This is a genomic window from Actinospineispora spinosispora DSM 44797, from assembly GCF_000429025.1.
Classification (GTDB): Bacteria; Actinomycetota; Actinomycetes; order Mycobacteriales; family Pseudonocardiaceae; genus Pseudonocardia; species Pseudonocardia spinosispora.
This window is the reverse complement of record NZ_AUBB01000027.1, coordinates 56,005-82,532: the sequence shown is the minus strand read 5'-3', so window position 1 is coordinate 82,532 and position 26,528 is coordinate 56,005. Positions and strand designations below refer to the sequence as shown.

The 26,528-nt window shown below is 67.8% G+C and carries 24 protein-coding genes and 1 tRNA gene; 10 read left to right on the top strand and 15 right to left on the bottom strand.

Annotation, left to right across the window (positions count from 1 at the left end; genetic code table 11):
- Nucleotides 1-45: 45 nt before the first annotated feature.
- The 4 genes from G406_RS0113540 to G406_RS0113525 all read right to left on the bottom strand — a co-directional run bounded on the left by G406_RS0113540 (nt 46) and on the right by G406_RS0113525 (nt 5,776).
- The gene (locus tag G406_RS0113540) at nt 46-1,530 is read right to left on the bottom strand and encodes a dynamin family protein (protein WP_156934843.1); all 1,485 of its coding nucleotides are present in this window, start codon (nt 1,528-1,530) and stop codon (nt 46-48) included.
- Nucleotides 1,527-3,392, bottom strand: coding sequence for a dynamin family protein (locus G406_RS0113535; protein WP_028934254.1), 1,866 nt, complete (start codon nt 3,390-3,392; stop codon nt 1,527-1,529). The genes G406_RS0113540 and G406_RS0113535 overlap by 4 nt, the downstream gene beginning before the upstream one ends.
- 208 nt (nt 3,393-3,600) lie before the next feature.
- Nucleotides 3,601-4,434: an IniB N-terminal domain-containing protein gene (locus G406_RS0113530; RefSeq protein ID WP_028934253.1), complete on the bottom strand. Its 834-nt coding sequence runs from the start codon at nt 4,432-4,434 to the stop codon at nt 3,601-3,603.
- A gap of 493 nt (nt 4,435-4,927) precedes the next feature.
- Nucleotides 4,928-5,776, bottom strand: coding sequence for an IniB N-terminal domain-containing protein (locus G406_RS0113525; protein WP_156934842.1), 849 nt, complete (start codon nt 5,774-5,776; stop codon nt 4,928-4,930).
- A 287-nt stretch (nt 5,777-6,063) separates the two neighbouring features.
- Between G406_RS0113525 and G406_RS46705 the strand changes: the two genes are divergently transcribed.
- Nucleotides 6,064-8,079, top strand: coding sequence for an Hsp70 family protein (locus G406_RS46705; RefSeq protein WP_051342051.1), 2,016 nt, complete (start codon nt 6,064-6,066; stop codon nt 8,077-8,079).
- A 493-nt stretch (nt 8,080-8,572) separates the two neighbouring features.
- On the opposite strand, the gene ypfJ is transcribed toward G406_RS46705, so the two are convergent.
- Nucleotides 8,573-9,520 carry a KPN_02809 family neutral zinc metallopeptidase gene (ypfJ, locus tag G406_RS0113515; protein ID WP_028934251.1) on the bottom strand — a complete coding sequence of 316 codons (948 nt, stop codon included), beginning with the start codon at nt 9,518-9,520 and terminating at the stop codon, nt 8,573-8,575.
- A gap of 55 nt (nt 9,521-9,575) precedes the next feature.
- Nucleotides 9,576-10,355: a neutral zinc metallopeptidase gene (locus tag G406_RS53945; RefSeq protein ID WP_211241134.1), complete on the bottom strand. Its 780-nt coding sequence runs from the start codon at nt 10,353-10,355 to the stop codon at nt 9,576-9,578.
- Nucleotides 10,356-10,520: 165 nt separating this feature from the next.
- Between G406_RS53945 and G406_RS0113505 the strand changes: the two genes are divergently transcribed.
- Nucleotides 10,521-10,608 (top strand) — tRNA-Ser (locus G406_RS0113505).
- Between the two features lie 671 nt (nt 10,609-11,279).
- Here the strand turns inward: G406_RS0113505 and G406_RS46695 are convergent.
- From G406_RS46695 to G406_RS0113465, 8 genes are all read right to left on the bottom strand, one after another.
- Complete coding sequence (locus G406_RS46695) at nt 11,280-12,575, bottom strand: tyrosine-type recombinase/integrase (protein ID WP_037076458.1); 1,296 nt, start codon at nt 12,573-12,575, stop codon at nt 11,280-11,282.
- A 17-nt stretch (nt 12,576-12,592) separates the two neighbouring features.
- Nucleotides 12,593-12,802, bottom strand: coding sequence for an excisionase family DNA-binding protein (locus G406_RS0113495; protein WP_028934249.1), 210 nt, complete (start codon nt 12,800-12,802; stop codon nt 12,593-12,595).
- 356 nt (nt 12,803-13,158) lie between these two features.
- On the bottom strand, nt 13,159-15,093 hold the full coding sequence (locus G406_RS53940) for a hypothetical protein (RefSeq protein WP_051342049.1): 1,935 nt from the start codon (nt 15,091-15,093) through the stop codon (nt 13,159-13,161).
- 203 nt (nt 15,094-15,296) lie between these two features.
- Entirely contained in the window at nt 15,297-15,491 is a 195-nt protein-coding gene (locus G406_RS0113485) for a hypothetical protein (RefSeq protein WP_028934248.1), read from the bottom strand.
- Nucleotides 15,492-15,705: 214 nt separating this feature from the next.
- Nucleotides 15,706-16,101: a hypothetical protein gene (locus G406_RS0113480; protein ID WP_028934247.1), complete on the bottom strand. Its 396-nt coding sequence runs from the start codon at nt 16,099-16,101 to the stop codon at nt 15,706-15,708.
- The gene (locus G406_RS0113475) at nt 16,098-16,547 is read right to left on the bottom strand and encodes a hypothetical protein (RefSeq protein WP_156934841.1); all 450 of its coding nucleotides are present in this window, start codon (nt 16,545-16,547) and stop codon (nt 16,098-16,100) included. Before G406_RS0113475 ends, G406_RS0113480 begins: the two co-directional genes overlap by 4 nt.
- Complete coding sequence (locus tag G406_RS0113470; RefSeq protein ID WP_028934245.1) at nt 16,544-16,969, bottom strand: hypothetical protein; 426 nt, start codon at nt 16,967-16,969, stop codon at nt 16,544-16,546. Before G406_RS0113470 ends, G406_RS0113475 begins: the two co-directional genes overlap by 4 nt.
- Complete coding sequence (locus tag G406_RS0113465; protein ID WP_245607107.1) at nt 16,970-17,233, bottom strand: helix-turn-helix domain-containing protein; 264 nt, start codon at nt 17,231-17,233, stop codon at nt 16,970-16,972.
- A 177-nt stretch (nt 17,234-17,410) separates the two neighbouring features.
- Between G406_RS0113465 and G406_RS0113460 the strand changes: the two genes are divergently transcribed.
- The 4 genes from G406_RS0113460 to G406_RS55610 all read left to right on the top strand — a co-directional run bounded on the left by G406_RS0113460 (nt 17,411) and on the right by G406_RS55610 (nt 20,558).
- A complete protein-coding gene (locus tag G406_RS0113460) occupies nt 17,411-17,776 on the top strand; it encodes a GntR family transcriptional regulator (protein ID WP_028934243.1) in 366 nt (121 codons plus the stop codon).
- A gap of 207 nt (nt 17,777-17,983) precedes the next feature.
- On the top strand, nt 17,984-19,186 hold the full coding sequence (locus G406_RS46685; RefSeq protein WP_245607111.1) for a helix-turn-helix domain-containing protein: 1,203 nt from the start codon (nt 17,984-17,986) through the stop codon (nt 19,184-19,186).
- Nucleotides 19,187-19,194: 8 nt separating this feature from the next.
- Complete coding sequence (locus G406_RS0113450) at nt 19,195-19,842, top strand: 2'-5' RNA ligase family protein (protein WP_028934242.1); 648 nt, start codon at nt 19,195-19,197, stop codon at nt 19,840-19,842.
- A gap of 236 nt (nt 19,843-20,078) precedes the next feature.
- Nucleotides 20,079-20,558, top strand: a complete 480-nt coding sequence (locus G406_RS55610) for a limonene-1,2-epoxide hydrolase family protein (protein WP_211241133.1) — start codon at nt 20,079-20,081, stop codon at nt 20,556-20,558.
- Here G406_RS55610 and G406_RS46675 read toward each other — a convergent pair.
- Nucleotides 20,534-21,115 (bottom strand): TetR/AcrR family transcriptional regulator, encoded by a 582-nt coding sequence (locus G406_RS46675; protein WP_037076516.1) that lies wholly within the window; start codon nt 21,113-21,115, stop codon nt 20,534-20,536. The genes G406_RS55610 and G406_RS46675 overlap by 25 nt on opposite strands.
- Nucleotides 21,116-21,263: 148 nt before the next feature.
- Here G406_RS46675 and G406_RS0113435 point away from each other — a divergent pair, with 148 nt between their 5' ends.
- From G406_RS0113435 to G406_RS0113420, 4 genes are all read left to right on the top strand, one after another.
- Nucleotides 21,264-22,589 (top strand): cytochrome P450, encoded by a 1,326-nt coding sequence (locus tag G406_RS0113435; protein ID WP_084216037.1) that lies wholly within the window; start codon nt 21,264-21,266, stop codon nt 22,587-22,589.
- Nucleotides 22,590-23,406: 817 nt separating this feature from the next.
- Entirely contained in the window at nt 23,407-24,582 is a 1,176-nt protein-coding gene (gene trpB, locus G406_RS0113430; protein ID WP_028934240.1) for a tryptophan synthase subunit beta, read from the top strand.
- Nucleotides 24,579-25,421 (top strand): tryptophan synthase subunit alpha, encoded by an 843-nt coding sequence (gene trpA, locus G406_RS46670; protein ID WP_051342047.1) that lies wholly within the window; start codon nt 24,579-24,581, stop codon nt 25,419-25,421. Before trpB ends, trpA begins: the two co-directional genes overlap by 4 nt.
- Entirely contained in the window at nt 25,382-26,134 is a 753-nt protein-coding gene (locus tag G406_RS0113420; RefSeq protein ID WP_028934239.1) for a GntR family transcriptional regulator, read from the top strand. Before trpA ends, G406_RS0113420 begins: the two co-directional genes overlap by 40 nt.
- Nucleotides 26,135-26,528: the final 394 nt, after the last annotated feature.

Sequence of the window (26,528 nt, the reverse complement as noted above, 5' to 3'; positions counted from 1 at the left end):
CTCCAGCCTCTGTGCGGCGTCGACAAGCTCTGTGCGAGCTCCGGGCTAGCGGGGGAGGGTTGCCAGGATTCCTTCGCAGGAGCGGACGACGATCCTCGCCGTGTCTTGCAGGCCCCTGGAGGACAGGGGGTTCTCGGCCCTGCGGCGCCACCTGGAGAGGGCGTCCATCGCGGCGCCTCTGCTGTCCGTGGGGTTGGCGTTCAGGTCCAGGCCCAGGCGGGCGTTGGGTGCGCCGCCCTCGCCGCCCAGGAGGCGTTCCGCCTCCACCCTGGCGTCCTCCGGCACCTTCACCGCACCGGACCGCAGCGCGGTCAGCTGGCGCAGCTCGGCGAACTCGTGCGCGCCGGACATGATCCGTTCCAGCTCCACCGAGAGCGGACCGGACTGCGGCCGCGGTTCGCGGCGCAGCACCAGGTCCAGCGCCAGCAACGCGGAGCGGGACTTCAGCAGGTCACGCCGCTCGGTGAACTGGATGTTCAGGACCTCGCGCAGGTCGTCAAGGCCGGAACGACGGACCAGCTCGGCGGACAGTCTGGTCGGGTCGGCCACGCCCTGGCGGATCAGCGTGACGCCCAGGCGCACACCGAACAGGCCGAACCGGTCGAGCAGCTGGCCGCGAGCGTTGCTGTCCAGCGCCGCCTTTGTCTCGGACTTCACGAACCGGTCGGCGGACAGCAGCAGGTCGTCCATGTCCTCGCGGGGCAGCGTGGACAGCTCGGTGAGCGCGTTGTACTCGACCTGACGCATCGTGCGGCCGGTCTGGGCGAGCAGCCCGGCGACCGCGACGACCGTCTGGCACAGGTCGCGCAGCTTCTCGTCGGCCCGGTAGCGGCTGGCGATGCGCTTCGCGGACATCAGCGCGTCCAGCCGGCCCACGCCGATCTCGTCGGCGCGCGACAGCACCGCGATCGTGTTGACCGAGGTTGCCTTCGCGACGCCCTGGTCGTGGAACGACTCCAGGAACCGCACGTCACCGGAGTGCAGGTGACGCATCAGGTACACGACCGCGTCGGCGGCGCTGGGGGCGTCGTCCGGCGCGAGGAACGTGTGGCTGCGCTGCGAGACGTCCGTGGACAGCGAGTCGATACCGGGGGTGTCGATCAGGGTGCGGCCACGCAGGCTCTGCGACGGCCAGTCGACGACCAGCCGGTCCACCCGGTCGGCCGGAGTGCCCGCCAGGTCGAAGGCCAGCGCGCCGTCGTTGCGGTGGATCGTCAGCTGGTGCGGCTGCGAACCCTTCGGGTACAGCATCACCTTCGGCGCCGGACCGTCCTGGTACCAGGTGACGACCCGGGTGCACTCCCCCGCGTCGGTCGGCGCGACCGGCTCACCGACCAGGGCGTTGAGCAGCGTCGACTTACCGGCCTTGACCTTGCCCGCGATCGCCACGCGCAGCGGCTCGTCGAACCGGGCCAGGTACATGCGCAGCCAGCCGGCCGCCTGCGGGCTGTCCGAGTAGACGTCGATCGCGTTGGTCAGCAGCATGCGGACCGAGGCGCCGAGCGGCACCTGCATCTGGGGAGCGCTCACCGGACCGCCTCGGGTAGCGACGGCAGACCGACCCCGGCCGCCGAGGTGGCCAGCGCCTTCGCGCGCTGACCGAGGTTCTCGACCCGCTCCAGCTCGGCGCGCAGGTCACGGATGCGCTTGGAGCGCTGCGACTCGTCCATCTGCACGGCCTTCGCCGCCGAGGACGCGGCCTCGGTGAGCGAGGTGTGCATCTCCTCGGCGATGGAGGTGAAATGGTCCCGCAGGATGCGCTGGACCTGCCGCAGCATGTCCCGCACCTCCTTGCCCATCTGGAACGTCGCCTCGTCGATGTGCTTGCGGACGGCCTGCTTCGCCTCGGACTGACGACGGTCCTTCGCGCGCTTCAGCTCGTCGTGCAGCGTCTTGCCACCGAACAGCAGACCACCGGCGGCGGCGACCGGGTTCAGGATCGAGGCGCCGGCGGCCAGGGTCATGGCCATGCCGCCCATCATGAAGCCGGAGTAACCGCCCCGGATTCCGCTGAACAGCTTGTTGCCGATGCCGACGACCTCCAGGTCGGGTCGTTCCATCGCGCTCAACTGCGTCTGGTGGAAGTCCTCCGGACCGTAGTTGAGCTTCGGCAGCAGGTCCGCGCTGGAGCCGAAGTGCTCGGCGACCTGCTCGGCCAGGTACTGCGCGCGCTGGATGGCCCACACGAAGTTCTGCGTGAGCGCCTGCGAGACCTGCTGCTCCACCCAGGTGACCAGCTGGTCCCAGGTGTCCTTCGGGTCTTCCTGGTCGATGACGTGCTCGGCGTCCTTGGACACCGTGCGCAGCCGGTCGCGCAGGTCGTACTCGATGTCGGAGGTCAGGTCCTGCACACCGTCGTTGAGCGTCTGCTGCCAGCGCGCGGACCGCTGCCGCAGCGCGTCGGCCTTGCTCTTGGCCTCGTTGAGCTGCTCGATCAGCGCGGCGGCCTTCTCCGGGTCCTCCTGAGCGGACAGCTCCGACGCCATCGACGCGGCGAGCTGCTCGGCGACCGCCTGCACGTCCTGACCGGTCGAACGCCGGTCCAGGTCGTCCGCGCGGCCGACGACGTCGCGCTGCAGGAACCCGATCAGGTCGACGAAACCCGACTCGTCCATGAGCGAGGTGGCCATCTCGGAGTTCTCGGTGCGCAGCGCGTGCAGCCGCAGCGTCGAGGACACCGGGAACACCCGCGCGTTCGCGCCGGCCCGCGACAGGTGCCCCTGGTCCAGGTCGACGATCCGGCGCCACTGCGGGTACAGGTCGGTCTTGGTGATCACGCACGCGACGTTCGGGCACAGCCGGCGCGCGGTGTCCATGAACTCCAACTCCGGCGCGGTGTACTCCTGCGCGGCGTCGGAGACCAGCAGCACCGCGTCCGCCCTGGGCAGCGCACCCATGGTCGCCGCGCCGTGCTTGGAACCCAGACCGCCCACCCCGGGGGTGTCGACCAGCACCAGACCGTCGGACAGCAGCCTGCGCGGGATACCGACCTCGGCGTAGGTCAGCTGGCGGCGGTTGTTCGGGTTGCCCGCCTCGGAGACGTACTGGGCGAGCTGCTCGACCTCGACCTCGGTGCGCTGCGGCATCTGCGGCTCGCCGGAGTCCGACTCGCTCTCCCGCACCAGCGTCACGCCGGCCTTCTCCGCGTACTTGACCACGGTCGGCAGCGACGTCGCGATGTCGTCGTCCACCGGGCAGACCGGGGCGTTGACCAGCGCGTTCAGCAGCTGGCTCTTGCCCTGCTTGAACTCACCGACGATCAGCACCCGGACATCGGGATCCGCGAGACGGGCACGCGTGGCCCGCAGCCGCTTGCCCAGGTCGGGGCGGTCGTAGGCGGTGGTCGCCTTCAGGGCGAGGTCCACCAGTGCAACCGCATCGGGTAGCGCCACGCGGACCTACCTCCTCGCTGTTGAAATCCCTCGGGCCTGCATTGCGCAATGCGCCTGTCCGGATCTTGTCGCATGCATCCGACACGCAAACAGCCGACCCCACGACCCGGAGGGTTGTGGAGCCGGCCGTTGTGACAGTGACACTACAAGCATGCGCGGCTCGTACGTTGTCTACCGCGACTAGGTGGACGGCCCGCCGCACGCTACGTCACGCGTGGTGGACGTCCACGTCGTGGGAGTCCTCGTAGGAACCGCTGTTGTGCGAGTTGACGTCGTCGTGGCTGTCGCTCGACGAGTGGTCCTCGTAGTTGCTGCGGGTGCTGTCGTCGTGCGCGCTCTGGTCGGAGTAGTTGTCCGCGTAGCCGTGGTCGCCAGCGGCGTTGACGGAGGTCTCACCCGAACCGGAGTTGTGCACGGCGGTGGTGGTGTCGTTGTCGGTGCTGTGGCCGTAGGCGTCGCCGCCGCCGGACACCGCGCTGCCGTCACCGAAGCTGGAGTGGCTGATGTCGGTGTTGTTGGCGTCGCCCGAACCGAACGAGCTGGTGTTGCCGTCACCGGTCACGGCCTGGTTGTTGTCACCGACCACGTTGCCGTTGCCGGTGGTCAGCGTGCTGTCCCGGATGTCGCCACCCGCCGCGACCGAGCCGTCACCGGACGCGACCACCGGGTCGTTGTCGATGACCTGGCTGAAGTCGCCACCGTGGGTGTCGATGTCCTGGTGGACCGAGTTGTCGATGTTGGTGCTGTGGTCCTCGATGGTCGTGTAGTTGTTCGTGACGTAGTTCTTCAGAACCGTGTCGGGGCCGTCGCCGTGGTGGTACTCGCGGGGCGGCGGGTAGTGGTGGCCGTGGCTGCCGTGCCGGTCGTCGTCATCCGAGATGAGGGTCAGTGCCTCGTGGATGTCCCGACCCGACACGTCGTGGAAGCCGCAGTCGTTCAGGTAGCCCTGCGGGTCACGCTCGAAGGCCTCGCGGGCCTCCGGGTCACGCAGCAGATCGAGCAGCCAGTCCAGCAGCGAGGTCGAGGTAGCCATGGTGTTCATCTCCAGGATGCTTCGGTGGTTCTTCTGTCAGCTGCCGGGCGGGTGCTCCGGCGTTGAGGCAAAAGCTACGGCCACGGGTGGCCCAGGACATCGGGGATCGGACAGGGTTCCCTCGGGGCCGGGTCTAGGGATGGGGAGCCGGACCTGTTGGGGGGTTGGGGGGCTTGGTCGTACTGGGGATTGGTGCAAGCCCTGTCCGTACCCGGTGTTCCGGTGCGCCCTGTAGTGCTCGTGACCTCGGCTGATGCCGTGAACCCGGTACCCGACGCAACGGAGACGCCAGACACGCTAGCAGGTGCGCAAATTGACCCTGTAGCAGAAAAGCAAAAAGCCGGCACCTCGTAGTGCGGTGCCGGCTCTACTACCCCGTGAGTGGCGAGGGGTCCTATAGCAACCCGGGGCACTCACGACGGTAAAGCTGTCGTGAGTGCCCCGGGTTGCTACGCCTTCGGCGCCCCTTCGGGGTAGGGCCCCTCGCCACTCACGGGTGGGATCAGGCGTGGTGGGTGTCGTAGTCGTTGCTGTCGCTGTAGGACGAGTCGTTGTGCGACGCGACCTGGTCGTGGCTGTCCGACGACGAGTGATCCTCGTAGTTGCTCTTCGCGCTGTCGTCGTGCTCGCTCTGGTCGGCGTAGGTGTCCGCGTAGCCGTGGTCACCCGCCGCGTTGACCGACGTCTCGCCGGAGCCGGAGTTGTGCACGGCCGTCGTGGTGTCGGTGTCGGTGCTGTGGCCCGCCGCGTCGCCGCCGGCGGCCAGCGCGCTGCCGTCGCCGAAGCTTGAGTGGCTGACGTCGGTGTTGTTGGCGTCGCCGGAACCGAACGACGTCGTGTTGTCGTCGCCCGTGACGGCGTGATTATCGTCACCCACGACGTTGTGGTCGCCGGTCGTCACGGTGCTGCCGTCGATGTCGCCACCGGAGGCCACCGCGCCGTCGCCGGACGCGACCACCGGGTCGTTGTCGATGACCTGGTCGAAGTCGCCACCGTGGGTGTCGATGTTCTGGTGCACTGAATTATCGATGTCGGTGCTGTGGTCTTCGACCGTTGTGTAGTTGTTGGTGATGTAGTGGTTGAGGTAGTGCGGGGCGTCGTGGTGGCTGTGCTCGTGCGGTGGTGGCGGCGGGTAGTGCACGTGGTTGTGGTCGTTGAACGACTTGTGGTCGTAGCTGGCCGAGCCGTTGTCCGCGATCAGGCACAGCGCGTCGTGAACGTCGGCGGAGGTGAGTCCGTCGAACCCGTGGTCCGCCGCGTAGCCACTCGGGTCGGCCTGGAAGTCGGCCCGAGCGTCCGGATCACGCAGCAAACTGAGGATCCAGTCCAGCAATGAAGTCGAAGCGGTCATGGGTCGTCTCCTATGGTGTGCGGGCCGGCGTGCGAGTGAGCCCATTCGACGCTGGTCGTAACGCTATGTCCTGGACCGGCACACTGCATCGGGGATCGCACAGGGTCCCTGGGGGCGTCGATACGGGGTATGGGAGTCTGCGCGTTGGGGGATTGGGGGATCCGTCCCTCGATCCGGTCAACCTTTGCTTGCGGGTCTAACAAGTCAGCGGGCGGTTGCGATCCCCTGCGGGAAGATGGCAGGGGAATTGAGGACACTGTGCTCGCAGGGTGAGGGAGAAGCAGCGGATGAGCTACCAGCTCGGGATCGACCTGGGCACCACCTATACCGCGGCGGCGATCAGTCGCGCCACCGAGCGGGCGCCTGCCGGGGTCGATGTCGTCACGCTGGGCGCCCGGTCCGCGACCGTGGCCTCGGTGATGTACCTGGCCGATGACGGTTCGGTACTGGTCGGAGAGGCGGCCGAGCGCCGTTCGCTGACCGACCCAGACCGGGTGGTGCGAGAGTTCAAGCGGCGCATCGGCGACGACGTCCCGCTGATGATCGGCGGCAGGCAGTACCAGGCACACGAGCTCGGTGCCCGCCTGGTGCGCTGGGTCGTCGACCTGGTCTCCGAGCGCGAGGGCGGCCCACCCCGGCGCATCGCGGTCACCCATCCGGCGAGCTGGGGCCAGTACAAGAAGGACCTGCTCAACAACGCGCTGCGCACGGTCGGGCTGTCGGTCACCTTCCTGGCCGAACCCCAGGCCGCCGCGGTCAGCTACGCCTCCGCCGAGCGCATCGACCAGGGTGCCGCCGTCGCCGTGTACGACCTCGGTGGCGGCACGTTCGACGCCGCGGTGGTCCGCAACACCGGCCGAGGCTCGTTCGAGCTGCTCGGCCAGCCCGAGGGCCTCGAGCACCTCGGCGGTATCGACTTCGACGAGGTCGTCTTCGCCCACGTGCGGGAGGCCATCGGCGACAAGCTGGACTCGCTCGACCCGGAGGACCCGGACGTACTGAGCGCCGTCGCCCGGCTGCGCCGTGAATGCGTCGACGCCAAGGAAGCGCTGTCCAGCGACACCGAGGCGACCATCCCGGTGCTGCTGCCCGACCTGCGCACCCAGACCCGCATCGTCCGTGGCGAGTTCGAGGCGATGATCCGGCCCGCGCTGGAGGAGACGATCACGGCACTGCGCCGCGCCGTCGGCTCCGCCGGTCTCACGCCCGACGACCTGAGCGCGGTCCTGCTGGTCGGTGGCTCGTCGCGGATTCCGCTCGTGTCCCAGCTGGTGTCCGACGAGCTGGGCCGACCGGTCGCGGTCGACGCCGACCCGAAGACGGCGATCGCGATGGGCGCGGCACTCGCCATCTCACCGCAGCCCCAGCAGCAGGCCCCTCAGCAGGCACCGCCCGCGCCGAGCGGTCCGCCGCCCGCGCACCGCACCGGTGGCATGCCGCCGGTCCGTCCGGGTGCCGCGGCCGCTGGAGCCGGCGCCGCCGGTGTCGCCGCGTACGCGGCGGGCCCCGGTCGTCCCGGTGGACCCGGTGGACCCGGTGGCGGGATGGGCGGTCCGCCCCGGCCCGCGATGCAGCGCGCCGAACCGCCGCCCCGTCCGGACGCCGGTCCGCAGGCGGCCTCGTACGGCGGCGACGCCTACTACGCCGAGCCGGAGAAGCGCAAGCAGACCGGCATGTTCATCGGGATCGGCGGTGTCATCGCCATCGCGGTGATCCTCGCGCTGGTGTTCAAGCCGTGGGACAGCAGCTCGACCGGTAGCACCGGGAGCAGCACCGACCTGACGCCGTCCGCGCCGACGACGAGCAGCGCTCCGGCCGAGACCGAGAAGTCGACGGCGCCGACCCACCACACCACGCCGAAGGCGACGAAGGCGGTCCCGCCGCCGGTCACCAAGAACAACCCGCCGACGACGAGCACCAGGGAGTCGAAGCCAACGACGTCGCACGAGACGACGCCGAAGAAGCCCTCCGACTCGCCCAAGCCGAGCACCGGCGAGGACGACGACTCGTCGCCGAGCGATGCGAACAGGCCCAACTCGGGCGCCGGGGACACGAACGGCGCGAGCACCGACACACCGAGCAACAGCCGGAACAGCACGCTCAACCAGGAGCAGACGACCCCGACGGCGGACGTGCAGCAGCAGCCCGCCGCCGGTGGCGCCGACGGTCCCGGCTGGAGCCAGCCCGGTCAGCAGCAGTCCGGCGGCGGTTGGGTGCAGCCGAACAGTTACACCCAGTCCGGCTCGCAGTCGAACGCCATGTGGCGCAACAGCCAAGTCGCGGTGACAACTCCCGCCAGCTGAGCCCACCCTAAGTACCGAAATCCCCTAATCGCTGCCCCGGCAGTGATTAGGGGATTTCTGCATTTAGTGCCCTGAGCTGGGATAAGTGCTCCCGGGGTGCAATAACAGCGGCCGATGGTTGCTTATCGTCGGTGAGCGTCAGAAACTTCCGGACGGGTGATTGATGCGTAACGAAGTGTCCACTCGACCGCTCCCCGCACGAGCCCAGTGGCGGTGTGTGACGACCGCCCGGCCAGCCACGATGGTGTGGCCAGCAGCTCGGCGCACGTGATCAGCCGGTCGTGATCTCTTAGTGGACCGATAACCCGATGATCTGCCCCTAATGGCCCCGGTTCAGGAGGCATTCGGGGATAACTGGGGGGCACCCGGCCGCATCTCTATCGGCGCCGTCTCGTTACCAGATCAGAGTGTCCGGGGCCGGCAGTGGAACGGGAGCCCCCGCCCGGCCCCGGACACCACCGGAATTCTTCTTCTCGTACACCGCGTCCCCGGGTCACCCGAGGTTGACGCCCCGCGAAATCGTGTCGCACTGCTTCGTGTCACCCGTGCTGAGTCCTCGGGTCAGCCATTTCTGTCGCTGCGCCGAACTGCCGTGGGTGAACTGGCTCTGGTCGACCTGCTGGTGTGCGATCTCCGACTGGATGTTGTCGTCGCCGATCTTCTCGGCGGTGTCCAGCGCCGCGTTGATGTCGTCCTGGCTGATCCCGCTGATCAACGTGTGACCGGACTTGTCGGTCGTGGTGGCCGCGTGGTTCGCCCACACTCCCGCGTAGCAGTCGGCCTGCAGCTCAAGGCGTACCGAGCTGCCCGTGGGGCCGGTGGCCGCAGCCATGGAGCGCGCCTTGGACGGCGTCCCGATCAGGTTCTGGACGTGGTGGCCGTACTCGTGCGCCAACACGTACGCCCTGGCGAACCGCCCGCCCTCCGCATGGAACTGCTGCTCGAGCTCGTCGTAGAAGTCGAGGTCGATGTACACCTTGCCGTCGGCCGGGCAGTAGAACGGCCCGCTCGCGGAGGTAGCGCCTCCGCAGCCGTCGGTACGGACACTGCCCCTGAAGAACCGCGTGTCCGCCGGCCGGTACTGCCGGCCCAGCTTGGCGGACCAGAACGACTGAAGTGAGTTGATCACGGCGACGGCTTCGCAGTCCCGTCGGTCACTCGCGTCCTGGCCGGTCTTGCAGCTGTTCTTCAGAGTGTTGTCATCGACCTGCTGGCCCGACTGGAGCTGGTCGAAGCCGGAGCCGAGTTGCGTCATGTCGGGGAGTGACGACCCGCCGCCCCCGCCGAGCTGCGACATCAGCAGGTAGAGGATGACGCCGACGATGCTGACGCCGCCACCACCGATGGCGACCCGGCCGCCCAGGCCGCCGCCTCCTCCGCCGGAACCCCGGAGATCCTCGACCTGTGAGGTGTCCAGCTCAGCATCGCGGTTGAAGTCCACGCCGCGATCCCACCACAGCGATCGCCGGTGATCCAGCGGAGTAACTCGGCGGGTGTCACCAGCCGGTGGTGGGGCATTTCTTCAGCACGCCGGCGCTCAGGCCGGTCCGCAGCGCGTTCTCCCGGTCCTGCGCGGTGCCGTGCGAGAAGTCCTTCCTCGGCACGATCTCGATGCGACGGTTGAACTCGTCACCGACGGCCTTCTGCTCCAGCGGCGGGAGGTTGTCGTGGTCGTCGATCCGACCTGCGGCGGCCAGTGCCGCGGCGATGTCCTCCTCGCTCACGTTCGCCAGCAGCGGCTGCCCGGAGACGGTGCTGAGCAGCGTCGAATGGCTGGCCCAGGCGCCGGCCTCGCAGTCGGCTTGCAGCTCGGTCGACCGGTCGCCGCTCAGCGTGCCGGGCTGCTGGCTGTGCGCGTACTCGTGGGCCAGCACGTAACCCCTGGCCAGACGGTTGTCGAGGCTGTCGTAGAAGTCGAGGTCGATGTACACCGTGCGGTCGGTGTGGCAGTAGAACGGCAGCCCGCTGTGCCCGGCGAGCTGGCAGGCCGACTGCGGACGGCCCCGGAAGAAGACCACCGGAACCGGCTTGTACCGCGCGCCCGCCTCGCCCTTCCACAGCGTCTGGATCGAGTCGAGCAGCGCCACGGCCTCGCAGTGCGCGTCGGTGTCCGGGTTTGCGGCGGCCTGACACTTCCAACGCAGCTGGTCGTCGGTCACCTGCTGGCCCGAACCGACGTCACTGAAGCCGCTGCCGCCACCGAAGTGGGTCAGCCAGTGCGGCGGAGCGACCGTGGTCAGCACGAACACCAGCGCTCCGACCACGGCGATACTCACGAGCAGGACTGCCACCTGGCCGTTCGACCAGCCACGGCGGGCAGCGTCGCGTACCTTCGGGATCGGCTCCGTCGAGGGGTCGGTCCCGGGTTCGGTTTCCGGCCTCGGGTCCACCCTGCGATCCCATCACAGTGCCCGGCGGCGGCAGTCGCTACCCTGGTGCACGGAAGCGTGGCAGAGCGGCCGAATGCATTCGCCTTGAAAGCGAAAGTACCGAAAGGTACCGGGGGTTCGAATCCCTCCGCTTCCGCCATCTGACCAGGCACGATGCCGTGGCCCTGGTCTGCGGAGGCCTGCCGGTGGCCGTCTGGGTCTCAGTTTGGGTCTCATTCGACCCGTTCGGGCCCGAGTTAGTTAGCTCGGCGAGAACCCCCTGAGGGCCGCTCTGGCGCGTGTTTCAGCCGTCCGTGGACCCGAGCTAACTCACCTAACTTTCTAACTTCCCGCAGGTCAACCGGCCAAGACGCGGGTTAGGCGCCTCAGTTAGAAATCTAACTCGCCCCGGCCGGTCTAACTCTGCACCTAACTGACTCCTAGAGCCCGGCGCCGGAGCCGGTGAAGGGCCGCCAGGGCTGCGCCGGCCACCGAAGGCCCCACGGGGCCTAGAGCCACTAGAGGGCTGCTCAGCGCCAGTCTGAGGGTCTAGAGGCTGCCCCTAGACCTAGGGCCCCCTGCCCCTAGAACTAGACCCTCGGTTCTAGCGGCGGGTTCCTCGGGCCAGGAGCGCCGACGGTCAGTGAGTGGATAGCCGGGCTCGGTGCAAAACCTCTCCTGGAGGGCGTTTTCAGGCCTGGCCGGCTACCACCCACTGACCCACTTAACGGACATCTGGCCAGCTCACGGCCAGTGGATGCGGTCAGTGGGTGGCCAAGTGGGAATCCACTTGGCCACCCGCGATCCACTGGTCCATCCACTGACGTCCGGTCAGGCTGGAACAGGGGCGGCGCTGCCGCCGTCCTCCTCCTCATCCGGCCAGTAGTGGCCGCCGACCTGATCGGCGATCGAGACCGTCAGCTCGCTGGTGATGTGCTGGTACCGGGTGGTCATGGCGATCTGAGACCAGCCCATGACGTCCATGACGGCGCGCGACGGCACGCCGAGGACGAGCAGCATCGTCGCGGCTGTGTGCCGGGCGTCGTGCAGCCGGGCGTCACGGACCCCGGCCGCTTTGAGTAGCTCCTTCCACTCGTTGTGGTCGGTTCGGGGATGGACCACCTGACCCCGGTAGTTGGTGAAGACCCAACCCTCATCGCGCCATAGGTCACCGGTTTCTTCGCGCTGCTTCTCCTGCGCCTTCCGGTGCGCTTTCAGTGCAGTGACAAGCTGTGCCGGAATTCCGAGTGTCCGCCTGCCAGCTTTCGACTTGACCTCCTGCGCGATCGCGCCGCCACTGTGCCGTTGCGGACAATGGCCGGCATACCGATGGCCACATGTGGACGTACCTGAGGTGCATCCGTGCTGCCAGGGAACCGGCTGAATTGAGCGCCGGACATTCATAGTGCGCTTTGTGAGGTCGATATCCCGCCACTGCAGGCCGAGTGCTTCTCCCTTCCTGAGGCCCAACGTCAAGGCAACCACAAAGCGGGTCCCATTGTGGCGATCTTTGCATGCTCGCAGAATCTGCGCAGCTTCCGCCTGCGAGAATGGAATTATCTCCTCTTCGGGAATCCGTGGCGCCCTGGCGATCTTCGCTGGATTCTCAGTGATGTGGTTGCGGCGCACCGCTTCGCTGAGCGCGGTGCGGATCGTTCGGTGCGCCTGGTGGATCGTTGCTGGTCGAAGGTTCTTTCCTCGCCTGCTCTTCGTCGTTCCGAGTGTCCGGTACAGGCTCTCCAGGTGTTCCGGTCGCAACTTGTCGAGTCGGTGCGCGCCCACCCCGGGGATGAGGTAGCCGTATACGGCTGCTCGATATCCGACCAGAGTATTTCGTCGCACAGTTGGCGCGGCGATATTCTCAACCCAATGCCGCAGCCACTTCTCCACTGTCCAGGCGCGGCCCGGATTACGCACTTTCCCATCGTCACGGGCTCGTTCGAGTTTGCGCACTTCGTCTATCACCTCCGCCTCTGACGCTCTTTTCACGTGTCGTCGGTCCGGCTTTCCGCTGTCTTTCACTCCAATGGTGACGCGGCCGTGCCATTTTCCGTCATATTCGCTGAAGTAAATCGAGCTTGCGCCATTGGGTGCGCGTGTTCCTTCGGGTCGTTTCTTACGAGGCATTTGAAGTCCTTTCGTATTCAGGCGGCGGTCGGCTGTTCGGCGGTCAACCGCATGACGTAGTCGGCCAGGGCATCGGCAGGGATTCGCCGGAGTCGGCCGACACGGACACTGGTCACCTCTCCGGCCTTCAGCAGCTCGTACATGCGAGTGCGGCCGATCGAGAGCTGTCGGGCTGCCGCCTCGACGGTGAGTAGGACGCGCGGGGCGCTGATGATGGTGGTGTCCATCAGGTGCGGTTCTCCTTGGCAGTGAGTGACTGGCGAGTTGGTGACGCTGCGTTGGGTCGGTGTCGAGGGCAGGACGAGGGAGGGAGGCGCTCGACAGTCCCGGAAACCGCCGGTTTCGAGGTTCTTGCTGGTCTGTCTTGTGCTGCCTCCCTCGCCTCCCTCGGTGCATCGCGGCTGGTCAGTCCGGGGAGGCAGGCGAGGGAGGGGTTGAGGGAGAACTCCCTGCCTCCCTCGCGCTTCCCTGCCCGTCTCGTCATTACCGTGCGTGACGGGGAGGGCGGTCGGGCGGGGCCGAGACGCTGAAGCCGGGGGCAGCGCGGCCACCCGGCCCACGACCGGGCGCGGTTGGGTGAGGGTCATGACGCGGCCCGGGGTGATGGACCGAGAAGGTAGGTATTCGGTGCCGCTGATGCCGCCAATGCCGCATGATCTTCGTTTTCGCTGGTCAGGATGGGTGTGTGGGTTGCGGCATCGCTTGCGGCATCACGACTGAGGACCGGTGCTGATGCCGCAGAGTCGCGCCCGCCCGGCCGGTGTGCGGCATCGTGGCCGGGATGCCGCAGTGATGCCGCACCTGATGCCGCAACCCGGATACCGACGTTGACCTGCGGAAGCAGGCCGATTGGGGCATCGGCGGCATCAGCGGCACCGTTTACGGCCCTTCTCGGTTCGCCATCGCCCCGGCCCGGGGCGTCGGCGGGCGGGACGAGGTGCCACCGGACCGCCTTGATGTGCGGGTCGGACCCGCGTTCGAGCTTGAGCACGTCCCAACCGAGCTGGCGCAGGGTCGGTGCTTGCCGGGTGAGCACGGCGGTCAGTTGCCGGGCGGTCGTCGGCCAGCCCTTGGCGAGCGCCCTGTCTGCGACCGGCTGGCCGTCGCCGTCGACCGGGTGCAGCAGCGTGACCAGTTCGGCGGCGGTGCCGGTGAACTCGCCGGTGACGTTCGCGCCGAGGGCCATCAGGACGGGGTCGGAACCGGCGGCGTCCTCGGCGAGCTCGTCGCGCAATCCGAGGTAGGTGGCGAGGCCGTCGGTTCGGCACACGTGGTCGACGGCGGCCAGGACGCGGGCGAAGTCGGCCATGCGTGGTGCGCTGTCCAGCTCGATCGTGGGCAGCACCGCCAGGACCTGGACGGCGAGATCGAGCAGGGCACCGAGGACGCGAGGGTGGGTGCGGGTCCAGTGCTGGGCCATTTCCTGTTCCCGGCGCCGCGCGGTGTCCGGGATGCGTTCCAACGCCAGATGGACCAGGCGGTCAGCGAGGTCGCCGCGCAGCGCGCCGACGTCGATGCCGTTGATGAGCGGTATGCGGCGGAAGGAGATGACGTACAGGTCGCCGTTGCTGTAGAGGGTGCGCCGGACGTCCCCGTCGCCGGTGCAGGCCCGGCACAGGGCGTCAGAGAGCCACTCAGTGACCGCTGAGAGGTTGTCTATCGGCACGATCCACGATCCGGCGGCGGCGGTGGTCCAGGCTTCGACGTCACGTGGTGCTTTGCGCAGCTGTGCGGGGGATGGGTCGATGACCGAGGCGAGTCGTGCGGTGGCGGTGGACTTGCCGGTGCCCTGCTCTCCGGTGAGCAGTACGACCGGGTGCGGGATGCTCGGGATCAGCGCGGCGATCAGGACCGCGAGCACGATGGGCTGGTAGCGGTCGGCGACGTTCAGTGCTTCCCACAGGCCGCTGAACCCGCAGCCGCCGACCGGTTCGGGTAGCGGCCCGGTCAGCGCGGTCCGGCGGAACAGCACGGGCGGGGTGTCGGTGAGCTTCCACATGTGTGGGGTGATCAGCACCGCGCGGCCGGTCGCGTCACCGAGGTCAAGCACCAGGTCCCCGTTATGCTCGGCAACCCGCAGGTTCAGCTCGGCCGGTTCGGTCCGTGCTGCTTTGCCTTCGAGTACCGCGCACGCGTCGGCAAGCGCGGACTGTGATGCGGCGGTGCCGGTGCGGTCGTAGTGAGCGTGCGCCAGCTCCGCGCGCAGCGACGAGCGGCCGCCGCGTAGCTGGCGCACGATCTGCGGTCCGTGCTTGGCCAACGCGAACGTGTCGCCGTCGGCGGTGCAGCCGAGGTTGTAGCCGTCCTCGGCCAGCCGTACGAGCTGGGTTGCTACCGACACCTTGGCGCCGGATGTGCCGCCCTCCTCATGCTCAAGCTCGGGCGGCTCGAACGTCGGCACGGCGCCCGGCTCGTGCTGGTCGTGAACGTCTGCTCGTGCCGGTTCGTGCGGGATGTTCGTGCCGGGCTCGTGAACGGCGGTGAGGTGGCCGGGTCCGGCTCGGTGAGGGGTTGCCACGAGTGAACTCCCAAACGTCGGGTGACTGGTCGGTGCCGCATACCTCGCGAACTGGCGTGCGGTAGCGCTGAACTGCGGAAACAGACGGCTGGAGCATGGGGGGGATTGAGCTGGTGGTCGGGAGACCCGGCCCGGTGGCACGTCTTGGTGGAGGGACCACCGGGCCGGGACTCGCGAGCGCTCTGGCGTTGGCCTGGTGCGGGCTAGCGGACGTGGAAGACGAACGTGGCGGGCCACTCGGGTGAGGACAGGCCGTCGACGTCGGTGACCCGGTACTTGCCGCCCGGAGTCTTGGTGACCTTGGCGACGGTGTTGGTCTCGCCGTCGAAGAACGGGCCGATCTGGTTGCCGACCAGGACCATGCCGGGCTTGAGGTCCTTGAGCTTGATTTTCTTCATCAGGGCTTCCTTCTCTTCCGGTGTGCGCCAGGACTGGGGTGTCCTGGACGTCTGCGGGGTTGCTGGTGGTGGTTGGGAGCCGACCGGCGGGCAGGGTGAAGACACCCAGTGACACGGCGGGGCCGTGGTGGGTTGGTGGTGGAGGGGTGCCCGCCGGTCCAGGCGGGGCGGAAAGGCCGTCTACGAGGCGTTCAGGCGGCCCTGAGACGCGCTGCTAGCGCGGTCGGTGGCCAGGGCGTGCGCGGCCCGGGATCGGTCCGGCCAAGCGTGCGCGGTGAATCAGGGACACCAGACCGGCCACTACCGGGGTGTCGCAGTAGCGGGCCAGCGCGCTGATGACGTCGGCGTCGACGAAGCCCAGATCGAGGCCGTGTAGGGCATCGACCAGCGCGGCGGCGTGGTCCATCGGGGTATCCGGGGCGTCCCGTTCCTCGAGGTAGGGCGGGAACACCGATGCCGGTGTCTCGTTGAGCGGTCCCGGCCGCCAGCCCGGTGCCCAGTCGAAGCCGTCCAGGCCTTGCCAGGCCCGGAAGATGCGCTTGGAGTTGGCCACCAGCCGGGCGTGCTCCCGGTCGGCGTCGTGGCTGATGTTCTCGCGGCCGGTGCTCATCGGGCACCACCAGCGGCCAGGGCGAGAGCGGAGCGGGCGGCCGGGATCGCCGGTGGACCGGCTAGCCGGCCACGCCCGGCGGCCGTGGCCAGGGTGTCGGCCACGTCCACACACACCTGCCAGTGCCGATGTGTCCACAACGCGCGCTGCTCGCGCAGCTCGTGCGGGTCGGCCAGCCCGGACCGGTCGAGCAGGCTCACCCGCCGGTTCCACCGCTCCAGGTGTTCCAGCCGCTCGACACCGTGACGGTCCACCGCGTCCATGACCAGCTCAGCCGCCTCCTGCGGGTCCATGTCCGCCCGGACGCGTCCATCGGACAGACCCAACGCCGCCGATACCGGGGCGATACTGCGGAACACCACAGACCGGCGACCCCGGCTGAAGGTGATCCGGAAACTGTCACGTGCCCTGCTGCTCGTCGCGTGCACCGTCGTCATCGTCCTCATCGGGTGCTCCCGGCGGCCAGGGCCAGCGCGGACCGCGCGGCCGGAATGTCAGCTGAAACCGGACGGGTGGCCGGTGCGATCGCAGCCACGGCCAACCGGCTGCACTCCGCCCAGTGCTCAACCGCCGCCTCATCGCCGATCCGCCGGTCCTTGGCCACGGTGTCCACCATGTCGGCCACGCCCTGCAAACCGGCGTTGATCGTGATGTCACAGACCAGGCTGCGCGCCTCGGGTGCCGACACGTCGGCGGTCTCCTGCGGTTCCAGCACGATGTAGAGGACCGACGCGACATCGTCCACGCTCAACGGAACCGGTGCCGATACGAACACCGCCGGGTAGTACTCGCGGCTGGTGCTGTGATCCAGCAACAGACCCGGTACATCGTGCGAACCGAACACCACGTTCGTCCTGATCTCACGCATTCAGGCCACCTCCCCCGACACCACGTCGTCGGCCTGTCCGGCGTCCGCCGCCTTCCCGGTCGGAGCCTGCTGGGCCGCACTCATGCAGGCATCCACGAACGGCTTGAGCGCGTACTCCGGGATACGAACCGCGCCCGTGCCACCGCCGATCCGCAACGCGGTCAGCTGGCCAGACTCGATCGCTCGGTAGATCGTGGCCACCGAGACGTCGAACATCTCGGCTACTGCCTTCACCCGGTACATGCGCGTAACCTGCGACTGCATCGTTTCTCCAGAGGTTTCGATGTGTGCCCCGGCTGGTGTTCCCGCACCGGTCGGGGCTTCTTGCTCAGCAAGCTCCGAAGTGCCTGCAACGACTGAGACGCTAGCGAGGTATGTCAAGTGTGTCAACTTACCTGCCATACTTGGTAACCTGACTGGCGTAGTGGATAGGCTGTCGACGTGGGAAAACTTGACTTGAATGGACCCCGGCCGCCCTACGTGCAGATTGCCAACGACCTGATGGAAGCGATCGTCAGACAGGACCTGGCACCTGGTGAACGACTGCCGTCCATCACCGCGCTTGCGGAGCGCTACGGAGTTGCCAGCGGCACCATCCAGAGCGCGCTGGCCGTTCTCCGGGACAGCGCGGTCGTGTCCACCAGGCGAGGCACCGGGAGCTTTGTCCGCGAGGACCTGGACGTTGCGGCCTTGAGTGCAAGGCTTGATGCGCATGGTCCGACTGGCGACCTGGCCGAGGTGATTCGCCTGCTGCACGAGGTTCTGGAGCGAGTTACCGCGCTGGAGCAGCGTGAGGCTAGGGACTGACCCCCCGCTGTTTTCCCTCGTCACTGTGGTTTCTGGCATGCCTCAAGAACACCAGTTCGGCCGCAGTCGCCCCAGGTCACGAAACCCCTCACGAAACCCCCCGCGAAACACCGCAGACGTGCGGGGTTGACGAGTTCCGTCATTCGGCCCCAGATGACGCCATCGCCGAGGTAGCTTCTCGGCAAGTACAGGGTGGGGGAGGTGACGATGGCGCGACCACGACGCCCCGTGCTCGAACCACGCCTCGTTGAGTACCGGCAGGCTCGCGGGCTGACACAGGAACAGGTCGCCGACGCGATCGGTATCACTGCCGAGATGGTGCGGCGGCACGAGAAGGGCGAGCATCAGCCAGCACCGGACAACCGGAAGCGCTACAGCGCGCTGTATCGGGCAAGTCAGGCCGATCTCGGTCTCGTCCCTGGGGCCGTTGTCGGTGCTGCTCGGTCGGCGACCGTTGACGTTGAACACCTGCTCGCAGAGATCACCGAGTCGGGCACGTCGAGGGACGCCATCGAGCGCATAGACCGAGCGACTACAGCGCTCGCGGAGATGCACACTCGCGCACCGGCACGGACGGTACTTCGCCAGGTTCTTCGTCTACGAGCCGACGCACACGAGTTGCTGGCCGGTCCGGTTCGTCTCAGTCAGGCTCGGGACATCTACCGGATTGAGTCAGAGTTGCTCGCTCATTCCTGCCTCTTGCTGAGTGATCTCAAGCAGGACGATGCGGCGATCCGACACGGTATGGCTGGCCTCACCTTCGCCGAGGAAGCCGGAGCTAATGACGCGGTTATTCGCAGTGCGCTAGCGAAAACCTTGCGATGGACAGACCGGTTGATGGAGTCCGCAGACATGGCACGCGCTGGTTATGCCCGGAGCCCGATGGCGCCGATCCGGTTGCAACTTGGCTGCTACGAGGCCAACGCAGCCGCTCTCGTCGGAGACGTGCGTCGTGCGCAAGACGTACTTCGACGGGTCGAAGAAGAAACGTCACAATGCGAGCAGGACTCGGGAGTCTCGGCGTGGTCATTCCCGGCCGCTCGGCAGGCAGTTTTCGCACTATCGGTAGCCACGCAGGCTCGAAATCCAGACGATGCCCTCCAAGCCGTTGCTAGCGCGGATGCGAGCTGGGCGACGGGTGCGCACGTGAACAAGGCGAACTGGGCACAGATCCGGATCGGCGCCGGGATTGCGCACATTGACTGCGGTGACCTGGCGGCTGGCATCGACGAAGTGCGGCCAGTGCTGGACCTTCCACCTGAACTGCGGGTATCTACGGTGACGGCCTACATGGCTAATCTGACTCGACGACTGCGTGACCGACGGTTCCGCAACGACCGGTCCGCGCGTGACTTGTTGTCCGATGTTCGCGTCTTCACACTGGAAGCTCTGCCGAACGACCCCCGATAGGAGTCTGCGTGTATCCGCTGCCCGCGCACATGCGTGACCGCTGGGCCAATCGCTGGGAACCGCAGGAAGGCCGGGGAACGGTCTACTGGCACGCACTGATGGCTCGATACCCGAAGGCCCGTGAGGCAGCGGGTACTACGCAGGCGATTCTCGCTGGTTTCGATGGCTTCCACCTCACCCCGTGTGACTGGCTGCACATGACGATGCTCGTCGCTGGAGCCACGGAAGAGATGCCGCGCGATCGTCTGTCGCATCTGCTGGACGCGACCCGCTCTGCGCTCGGTGACGTCTCAGCGCCAGCTGTGGCCCTTCAGCATGTGCTGTACCACCCTGAGGCGATCCTGCTGGCCGTCGAACCCGCCGAACCACTGCGCGAAATCCGCAGACAGATCGACAGCGCTACGTGTTCGTTGACCGGCGGCGAGGTAGATGACGAGGCGACGGCAAAGTGGGTGCCGCACATGACTGTCGGTTACAGCACAGCGAACCAACCGGCAGCCCCGATCATTGACGCGCTGGGCACCTCGATCCCGGCGCACCGATTTGTTGTCGAGGCGGTCACGCTCGTGGTCCAGTGGGGACCGGAACGTCGATGGGACTGGGAGCCGGTGGGCTCCGTCGAGTTCAGTTCGGCGCGCGCTCCGATGGGTTCGTAGGAGGGGTCTCATTCTGGGTCTCAGTCCGGCGCAATCCACACCTTCACCGTGGCTTCCCTCGTGGCTCCAGCACCTGGTAGATGGCATGTCGGTCAGGCGCGGACGGGGAGTCATGGACCTTGAAAGCGAAAGTACCGAAAGGTACCGGGGGTTCGAATCCCTCCGCTTCCGCCATCATTGAAAGAACGTTCAGTGTGTGTCAGCCTGCTGGTGATCGCCCAGCGGGAGGCTCGAACGTGGATAGTGATGTGCACGCCGCCGAACTCGTCGGCCTGCCTCGTGAGCAGGTCGTACGGCACTTCTTCGCCGAGTGGGGCCGGTCGCGGGACGCGTTCTTCCGCTCGTTCGACCTGCTCGCCGAGGACTGCGTGTGGGACCAGCGGCCCATACCTCGGGTCCGAGGACCGGTGGGCGCCCGCCGGTTCCTGAGCCTCGCGCACCGGACACTCGGTCTCGAGACCATCGACGTGGACGTCCTCGGTCTGGCGGTGGAGGGCGACACCGTGCACACCGAACGGGTCGATCATCTGCGCCGAGCGGACGGCGGTCTCATCGTGTCGGCGCCGGTCGCGGGGGTGCTGACCTTCACCGGAGGCGAGATCACCTACTGGCGGGAGTATTTCGACTCCGCGAGCTTCGCCGGGCGGGTGCTGGTCACGGCCACCACACACGGGATCCGGCAGGTCGTGGCTCAGGCGCGTGGCCGGGTGAGGTAGACGGCGGCCAGCTCGGCGATGTCGTGCGCCGCCGCCGCGATCGGACCGCTGGGGCGCACGATGTGACTGAGCGCGAGCCGCACGGTGGCCTCGGCCGCCAGTGACGTCTCTCGCTGCGGCAGGTCGGGCCAGCGTTCGCGGGCGGCCGCGCTCATGCGCGCCGTGCCGTAGTCGATGACCTGGGTCCCCTCGCTGGTCAGCAGCGGCAGGAAGTCCTCACGAGCGGTGCCGGTCAGGATCGCGGACAGCACCGGGTCGGTCTCGGCGGCGCGTAGCGCGGACAGCACCGCCGCCTCCCAGCCGGTGGCCAGGTCATCGGCCTGGACGAGTGCTTCGTGGACGCCGTCGAGGAACCGGCCGGTGATGCGCAGGATGAGCGCCTCGGCGAGGCGGGTCTTGTTGCCGAACTCGTAGTACAGGGTGCGGCGGCTGATACCGACCTGGTCGGCGACGGCCTGCATGCGAAGCGCGGCCCAGCCGCCGGCGGACACCGCCTCCGCGGCCGCGTCGAGTACTTCGTCGCGCAGCTGGGAGCGGACTCGCTCGGTGAAAGTCACGGCCACCGCACCAGTCTTGAACATATCCAGAGTCGAACGCAAGTTCTGCACAAAAAAAGGCACTTGTGCAAAGTGGGCATGCTGTGAGACCTTGTGTGCAGTGAGGTGCTCAACGGCGAGAGATTGATCACTACGGGAGGACGCGACGATGACCACCACAGGCTTCGAAGGCCAAGGCACCGGACTGACCCAGCACTCCAGCGGCAACCCGGACCGGCCGTACGACGAGGTGAATCTGTCGACCACGGCGTTCTGGTCCACGACCATGGACGATCGCGAGGAGAGCTTCGCGGTGCTGCGCCGCGAGCGGCCGATCACCTGGCAGCCGCCCTTCGAGGACCAGCTGATGCCGGTCGACGACGACTACGGCTACTGGGCGATCACCACGCACCGGCACCTCGCGGAGGTCACCAAGCGTCCGCAGGACTTCCTGTCCGGCCCGGGCATCGTGATGGACAACCTGCCCACCGAGTTCCTCGAGGCAGCACAGTCGATCATCGCGATGGACCCGCCCCGGCACACCAAGCTGCGCAGGCTCATGTCCGCCGCGTTCACCCCGAAGCAGATGCGCCGCATCGAGGACCAGATCAAGGCCAACGCCACCAAGGTCGTCGACAACCTCATCGAGAAGGCCCACGCATCCGAAGACGGCTGGGTCGACTTCGTCGAGGAATGCGGCGCGCTTCTCCCGATGCACAACTTCAACGACATGATGGGCGTGCCCGACGGCGTCCGGCAGAAGACCTCGCACGAGATGTCCGTCATGATGTCGTGGGGCGACGACGAGATCACCGGGTCGACCAAGGAAGAGAAGTTCGCGGCGATCTTCAATGCACTGACCTTCATGCACGAGCTGTCCAAGGAAACCGTCGTCGAACGACGGAGCAACCCCACCGGCGACCTGTTCACCTCGCTCGCGCAGGCCGAGGTCGACGGCGAGATGCTCACCGACCACGAGATCGGCTCGTTCTTCGTGCTGCTGACCGTCGCGGGCAACGACACCACCCGCCAGTCACTCGCGCACGGCGTGCGCGCACTGACCACCAACCCCGAGCAGCGTGCCTGGCTGCTCGAAGACCTCGAGGGTCGCATGCAGACCTCGGTCGAGGAACTGGTGCGCTGGGCCACGCCGATCATGACGTTCCGTCGCACCGCCGCACACGACACCGAGCTCGACGGCGTCCAGATCAGTGCCGGCGACAAGCTCGTCATGTTCTACTCCTCGGCCAACCGCGACGAGGACGCGATCGACCACGCCCACGAGCTGGACCTGTCCCGCAACCCGAACCCGCACATCTCGTTCGGCGGCGGCGGAATCCACCACTGCCTCGGCAACCAGCTCGCCCGCTTCCAGATCAAGGCACTGTTCATCGAGCTGCTGACCCGCTGCCCCGACATCGTGGCCGGCGAACCAGAACTGTCCCCCGGCAACTTCTTCCACGTCGTGAAGCGCATGGCTTGTAAAATTGCCTGACCCGCGCGCCATCGTTCCCGGAAGGCCCTTCGGGCCGACCGGGAACGATCCAGGCGGCTCGCCTAACGGCTCGCTGCCTGGGGTTTTTCCTCGCGGCCCTCTCTACCCTTCGGGCAGAGAGGGCCACTCGGAAAAATGTCGCCTTCGGCGACGCGCGCGCTTGTGGTCACCTTGGGAGCCGCCACTCATGCACTACCCGCCTGCGGCGGAACCCCTCCGGGCGCCTCTGCGGGGCCACCCGCACACCGTGTCTCACCACATTCTCGGTGCGAGGTGAGGGGGCCCAGCGGCGATGCGCATCCCACGACGAACACCTGCGCAGGCAACGAGGAGCCGTGAGTGTTTTGGGTTGCCCTGGCAACCCAAAACACTCACGGCCCCCCATTCGGCTGCGCGTGCTCATGCGTCTGTGAAGCCGGCTCCGCAAGTCTCCGAAGGAGTTCCGGCGAAGGCCGGGCAGTGAATGTCCGCAACAACCCGCCCAGCTGCCAGGGCGGCTCCCAGGGTGGCCACAAGCGCGCGCCCGGGCGAGTCCCCGAGCCTTTTTTTCTGGGAGTACCCCAGCGAGCGCTCGCGCGAGCCGGGGTGGTCACAGAAAAAAGTCGCGCGCGAAACAGGCCCAAGCAATACAGCCTGCACCTCCACCCACCGCTAGAGCCCCACAGCCCGAGCTACCCAGGCCAATCACCCCCGCAGGCCCACAACCCGAGCCACCCAACCCAACCCCAGCTAGCCCAACCCCACTCACCCCAACCACAGCTAGCCCGAGACAGATTGTTCTAGAACTCTCGCCCCAAGTCGTGCTATACCTAGCGGCATGAGTTCTAGAACAGTCGAGCGAGAACCGTCAGGGCTCGGTCGCTTCGGTGAGTTCGGGGGCCGGTTCGTACCGGAAGCGCTAGTCCCCGCCTGTGAGCAGCTCGAACAGGGGTTCCGGGCGGCATGGGCCGACCCGGCCTTCCGTGCCGAGCTGGACCGGCTGCTCGCGGTGTACGCCGGGCGCCCGACGGCGCTGACCCCGGCGTGGCGGCTTTCCGCCGAGCTGGGCGTCAACGTCCTGCTCAAGCGCGAGGACCTGGCCCACACCGGATCACACAAGATCAATAACGTGGTCGGTCAGGCGCTGCTCGCGTCCCGGATGGGCAAGCGGCGGCTCATCGCGGAGACCGGCGCCGGACAGCACGGCGTCGCCACGGCCACCGCCGCCGCGCTGCTGGGCCTCGAGGCCACGGTGTTCATGGGCGAGGTCGACATGCGGCGCCAGGAGCTCAACGTCTTCCGGATGCGCATGTTGGGCGCCGAGGTCGTACCGGTCACCTCCGGCACCCGCACGTTGAAGGACGCGACCAGCGAGGCGATGCGGCACTGGGTCAGCTCGGTGTCCGACAGCCACTTCTGCCTGGGCTCAGTGCTCGGCCCGCACCCCTATCCGTGGATGGTGCGCGAGTTCCAGCGGGTCATCGGTGAGGAAGCCAGGGCGCAGTGCGCCCGTGAGCTGAGCGCCGGCGCGCCCGACTACGTCCTCGCCTGTGTCGGCGGCGGGTCCAACGCCGCCGGCACGTTCGCCGGGTTCCTCGACACCCCGGCCACGCTCATCGGGGTCGAGGCCGAGGGTGGCGCGGCGATCAGCTTCGGCTCGGTCGGGGTCCTGCACGGCGTCCGTTCGATGGTGCTGCAGGACGAGCACGGCCAGATCCAGGAGGCGCACTCGATCTCGGCGGGCCTCGACTACCCGGGCATCGGGCCCGAGCACGCACACCTGGCCGAGCTGGGGCGCGCGCGGTACGTCACGGTCAACGACGAGCAGGTCGTGGCCGCGGTCCACCGGTTGGCGCGGGCCGAAGGGATTCTGTGCGCGCTGGAGTCCGCGCACGCGGTCGCATGGCTGCTCGCCGCCGCCGAGAGCGGCGAGATACCGAAGGGCTCGACCGTTCTGCTGACGTTGTCCGGCCGGGGCGACAAGGACATGTCGACACTGATGGAGCTGTCGTGAACACACTGGAGTCGGTCACGCGAGGTACCCGCGACGCCGGCCGGAAGCTGCTTGTCCCGTACGTGACCGGCGGCATCACCGAGGACTGGACGTCGTACGTACGGGCCGTGGAACGCGCCGGCGCCGACGTGATCGAGGTCGGGCTGCCGTTCTCCGACCCGATGCTCGACGGCCCGACCATCCAGCAGGCCTCGGACCAGGCACTACGCCGAGGTTCCACGGTGGACACGATCCTCGCCGAGCTGAGCGAGGCCGGATCGGCCGTGCCGCTGGTCGCCATGACGTACGCCAACCTGGTCTTCCACCGCGGCGCGGAGCGCTTCTGTTCGCGGCTGCGCGACGCGGGGGTGAGCGGCCTGATCGTGCCGGACGTGCCGGTCGACGAGGTGGCCCCGTTGCGGGAGGCCGCGCGGAACAACGACGTCGCCCTGGTGCTGCTGGCCGCGCCGTCGACCGGGGCGGCCCGCCGCCGCCAGATCGGCGAGGCCAGTCGCGGATTCGTCTACGCGGTCAGCCGGATGAGCACCACCGGCGAACGCGGCGACCTCACCGACACCGGGCGGGAGCTGGTCCTGGACCTGAAACGGCACACCGACCTTCCGGTGCTGCTCGGTTTCGGGGTGTCCACGCCGGAACAGGTGACGGCCGCGGCCGACTACGCGGATGGCGTGGTCGTGGCGTCGGCGTTGATGCGTAGGGTGCTCACCGGCGCCGGTGCGGAGGAAATCGGTGCTCAGGTGGCCGCGATGCGTGACGCGCTGGACGCCGCCGAGGGGACGTCGGCCGATGGAGAAGCTGGGTGGAGCATCCCGCGCGGCGCCGAACGAAGTACTCGGTGATCGCCGCCGACCTGGAAGCCAAGATCCGGTCCGGCGAGTACGCCCCCGGAGCGGCGCTCCCCGCCCAGCGCACGCTCAGCACCGAGTACGGCGTCACCCTGATGACCCTGCGACAAGCCCTGCAGGTGCTGATCGACGACGGGCTCGTCAGCCAGCACGCGGGCAGGGGCACGTTCGTCACCGCGCCGAGAGCCAGCTACAACCTCGGCTCGATGCAGAGCCTCGCCGACGACCTGCGGGAGCAGGGCCGCACGGTGCAGACCGAGCTGCTCGGCCGAACGAAGGTCCGCGCACCGAAGCTCGTCACCGAACAGCTGGGCCTCGAACCCGGGGCGGTCGCGTACCGGATCGAACGGCTCCGGTGGCTCTCCGACATCCCCGCGATCCACCAGGAATCCTGGCTGCCCAGCCGCTACTCCACCGAGCTGGGACAAGTGGACTTCACCCAGACCTCGCTCTACGGCGCACTCGCCGACCTGGGGGTCGTGGTGAGCAGAGCCGACGAACGACTACGCCCCGGGGCCCTCGGCGACGAGCTGGCCGAGCGACTCGAACAGCCACCCGGCACCCCGGTGTTCCTGAGCGACCGGGTCACCTACGGCATCGACGAGTCGGTCGCGGTGTTCGACCGGGCCACGATCCTGGGCGAGTTCGTCGAGATCCGGACCAGAAGAGCCGAACGCTCGGTCTCGGTGCACTGGAGGGCTCCCTAGTTGGGCCTGTTCCGCGCGGAGTTTTTCTGTGACCACCCCGGCTCGCGTAAACGCTCGCTGGGGTACTCCCAGAAAAACAAGCTCCTTCGTCGCCGGGCGCGCGCTTGTGCCTACCTGGGGAGCCGCCCCGGCAGCTGGGCTATTTGGTCGCTGACATTCACTACTCCGGCCTTCGCCGGAACTCCTTCGGAGACTCGCGGAGCCGACTTTGCCGGTGCTGCGTTGAGTCTTCGCCGGAACTCCTCCTCCGGACTCGCGGAGCCCGCGTGGGAGACGACATGTAGAGCCGCACCTTGAACTGCTGGGCGCGCAGCCGGACGCAGGTTTGTGGCTGCGGGCCGATGGTGGTGCGGCTGCATGGTGTGTGTTGCTGGGTTTGATGACCCGCTGGTGC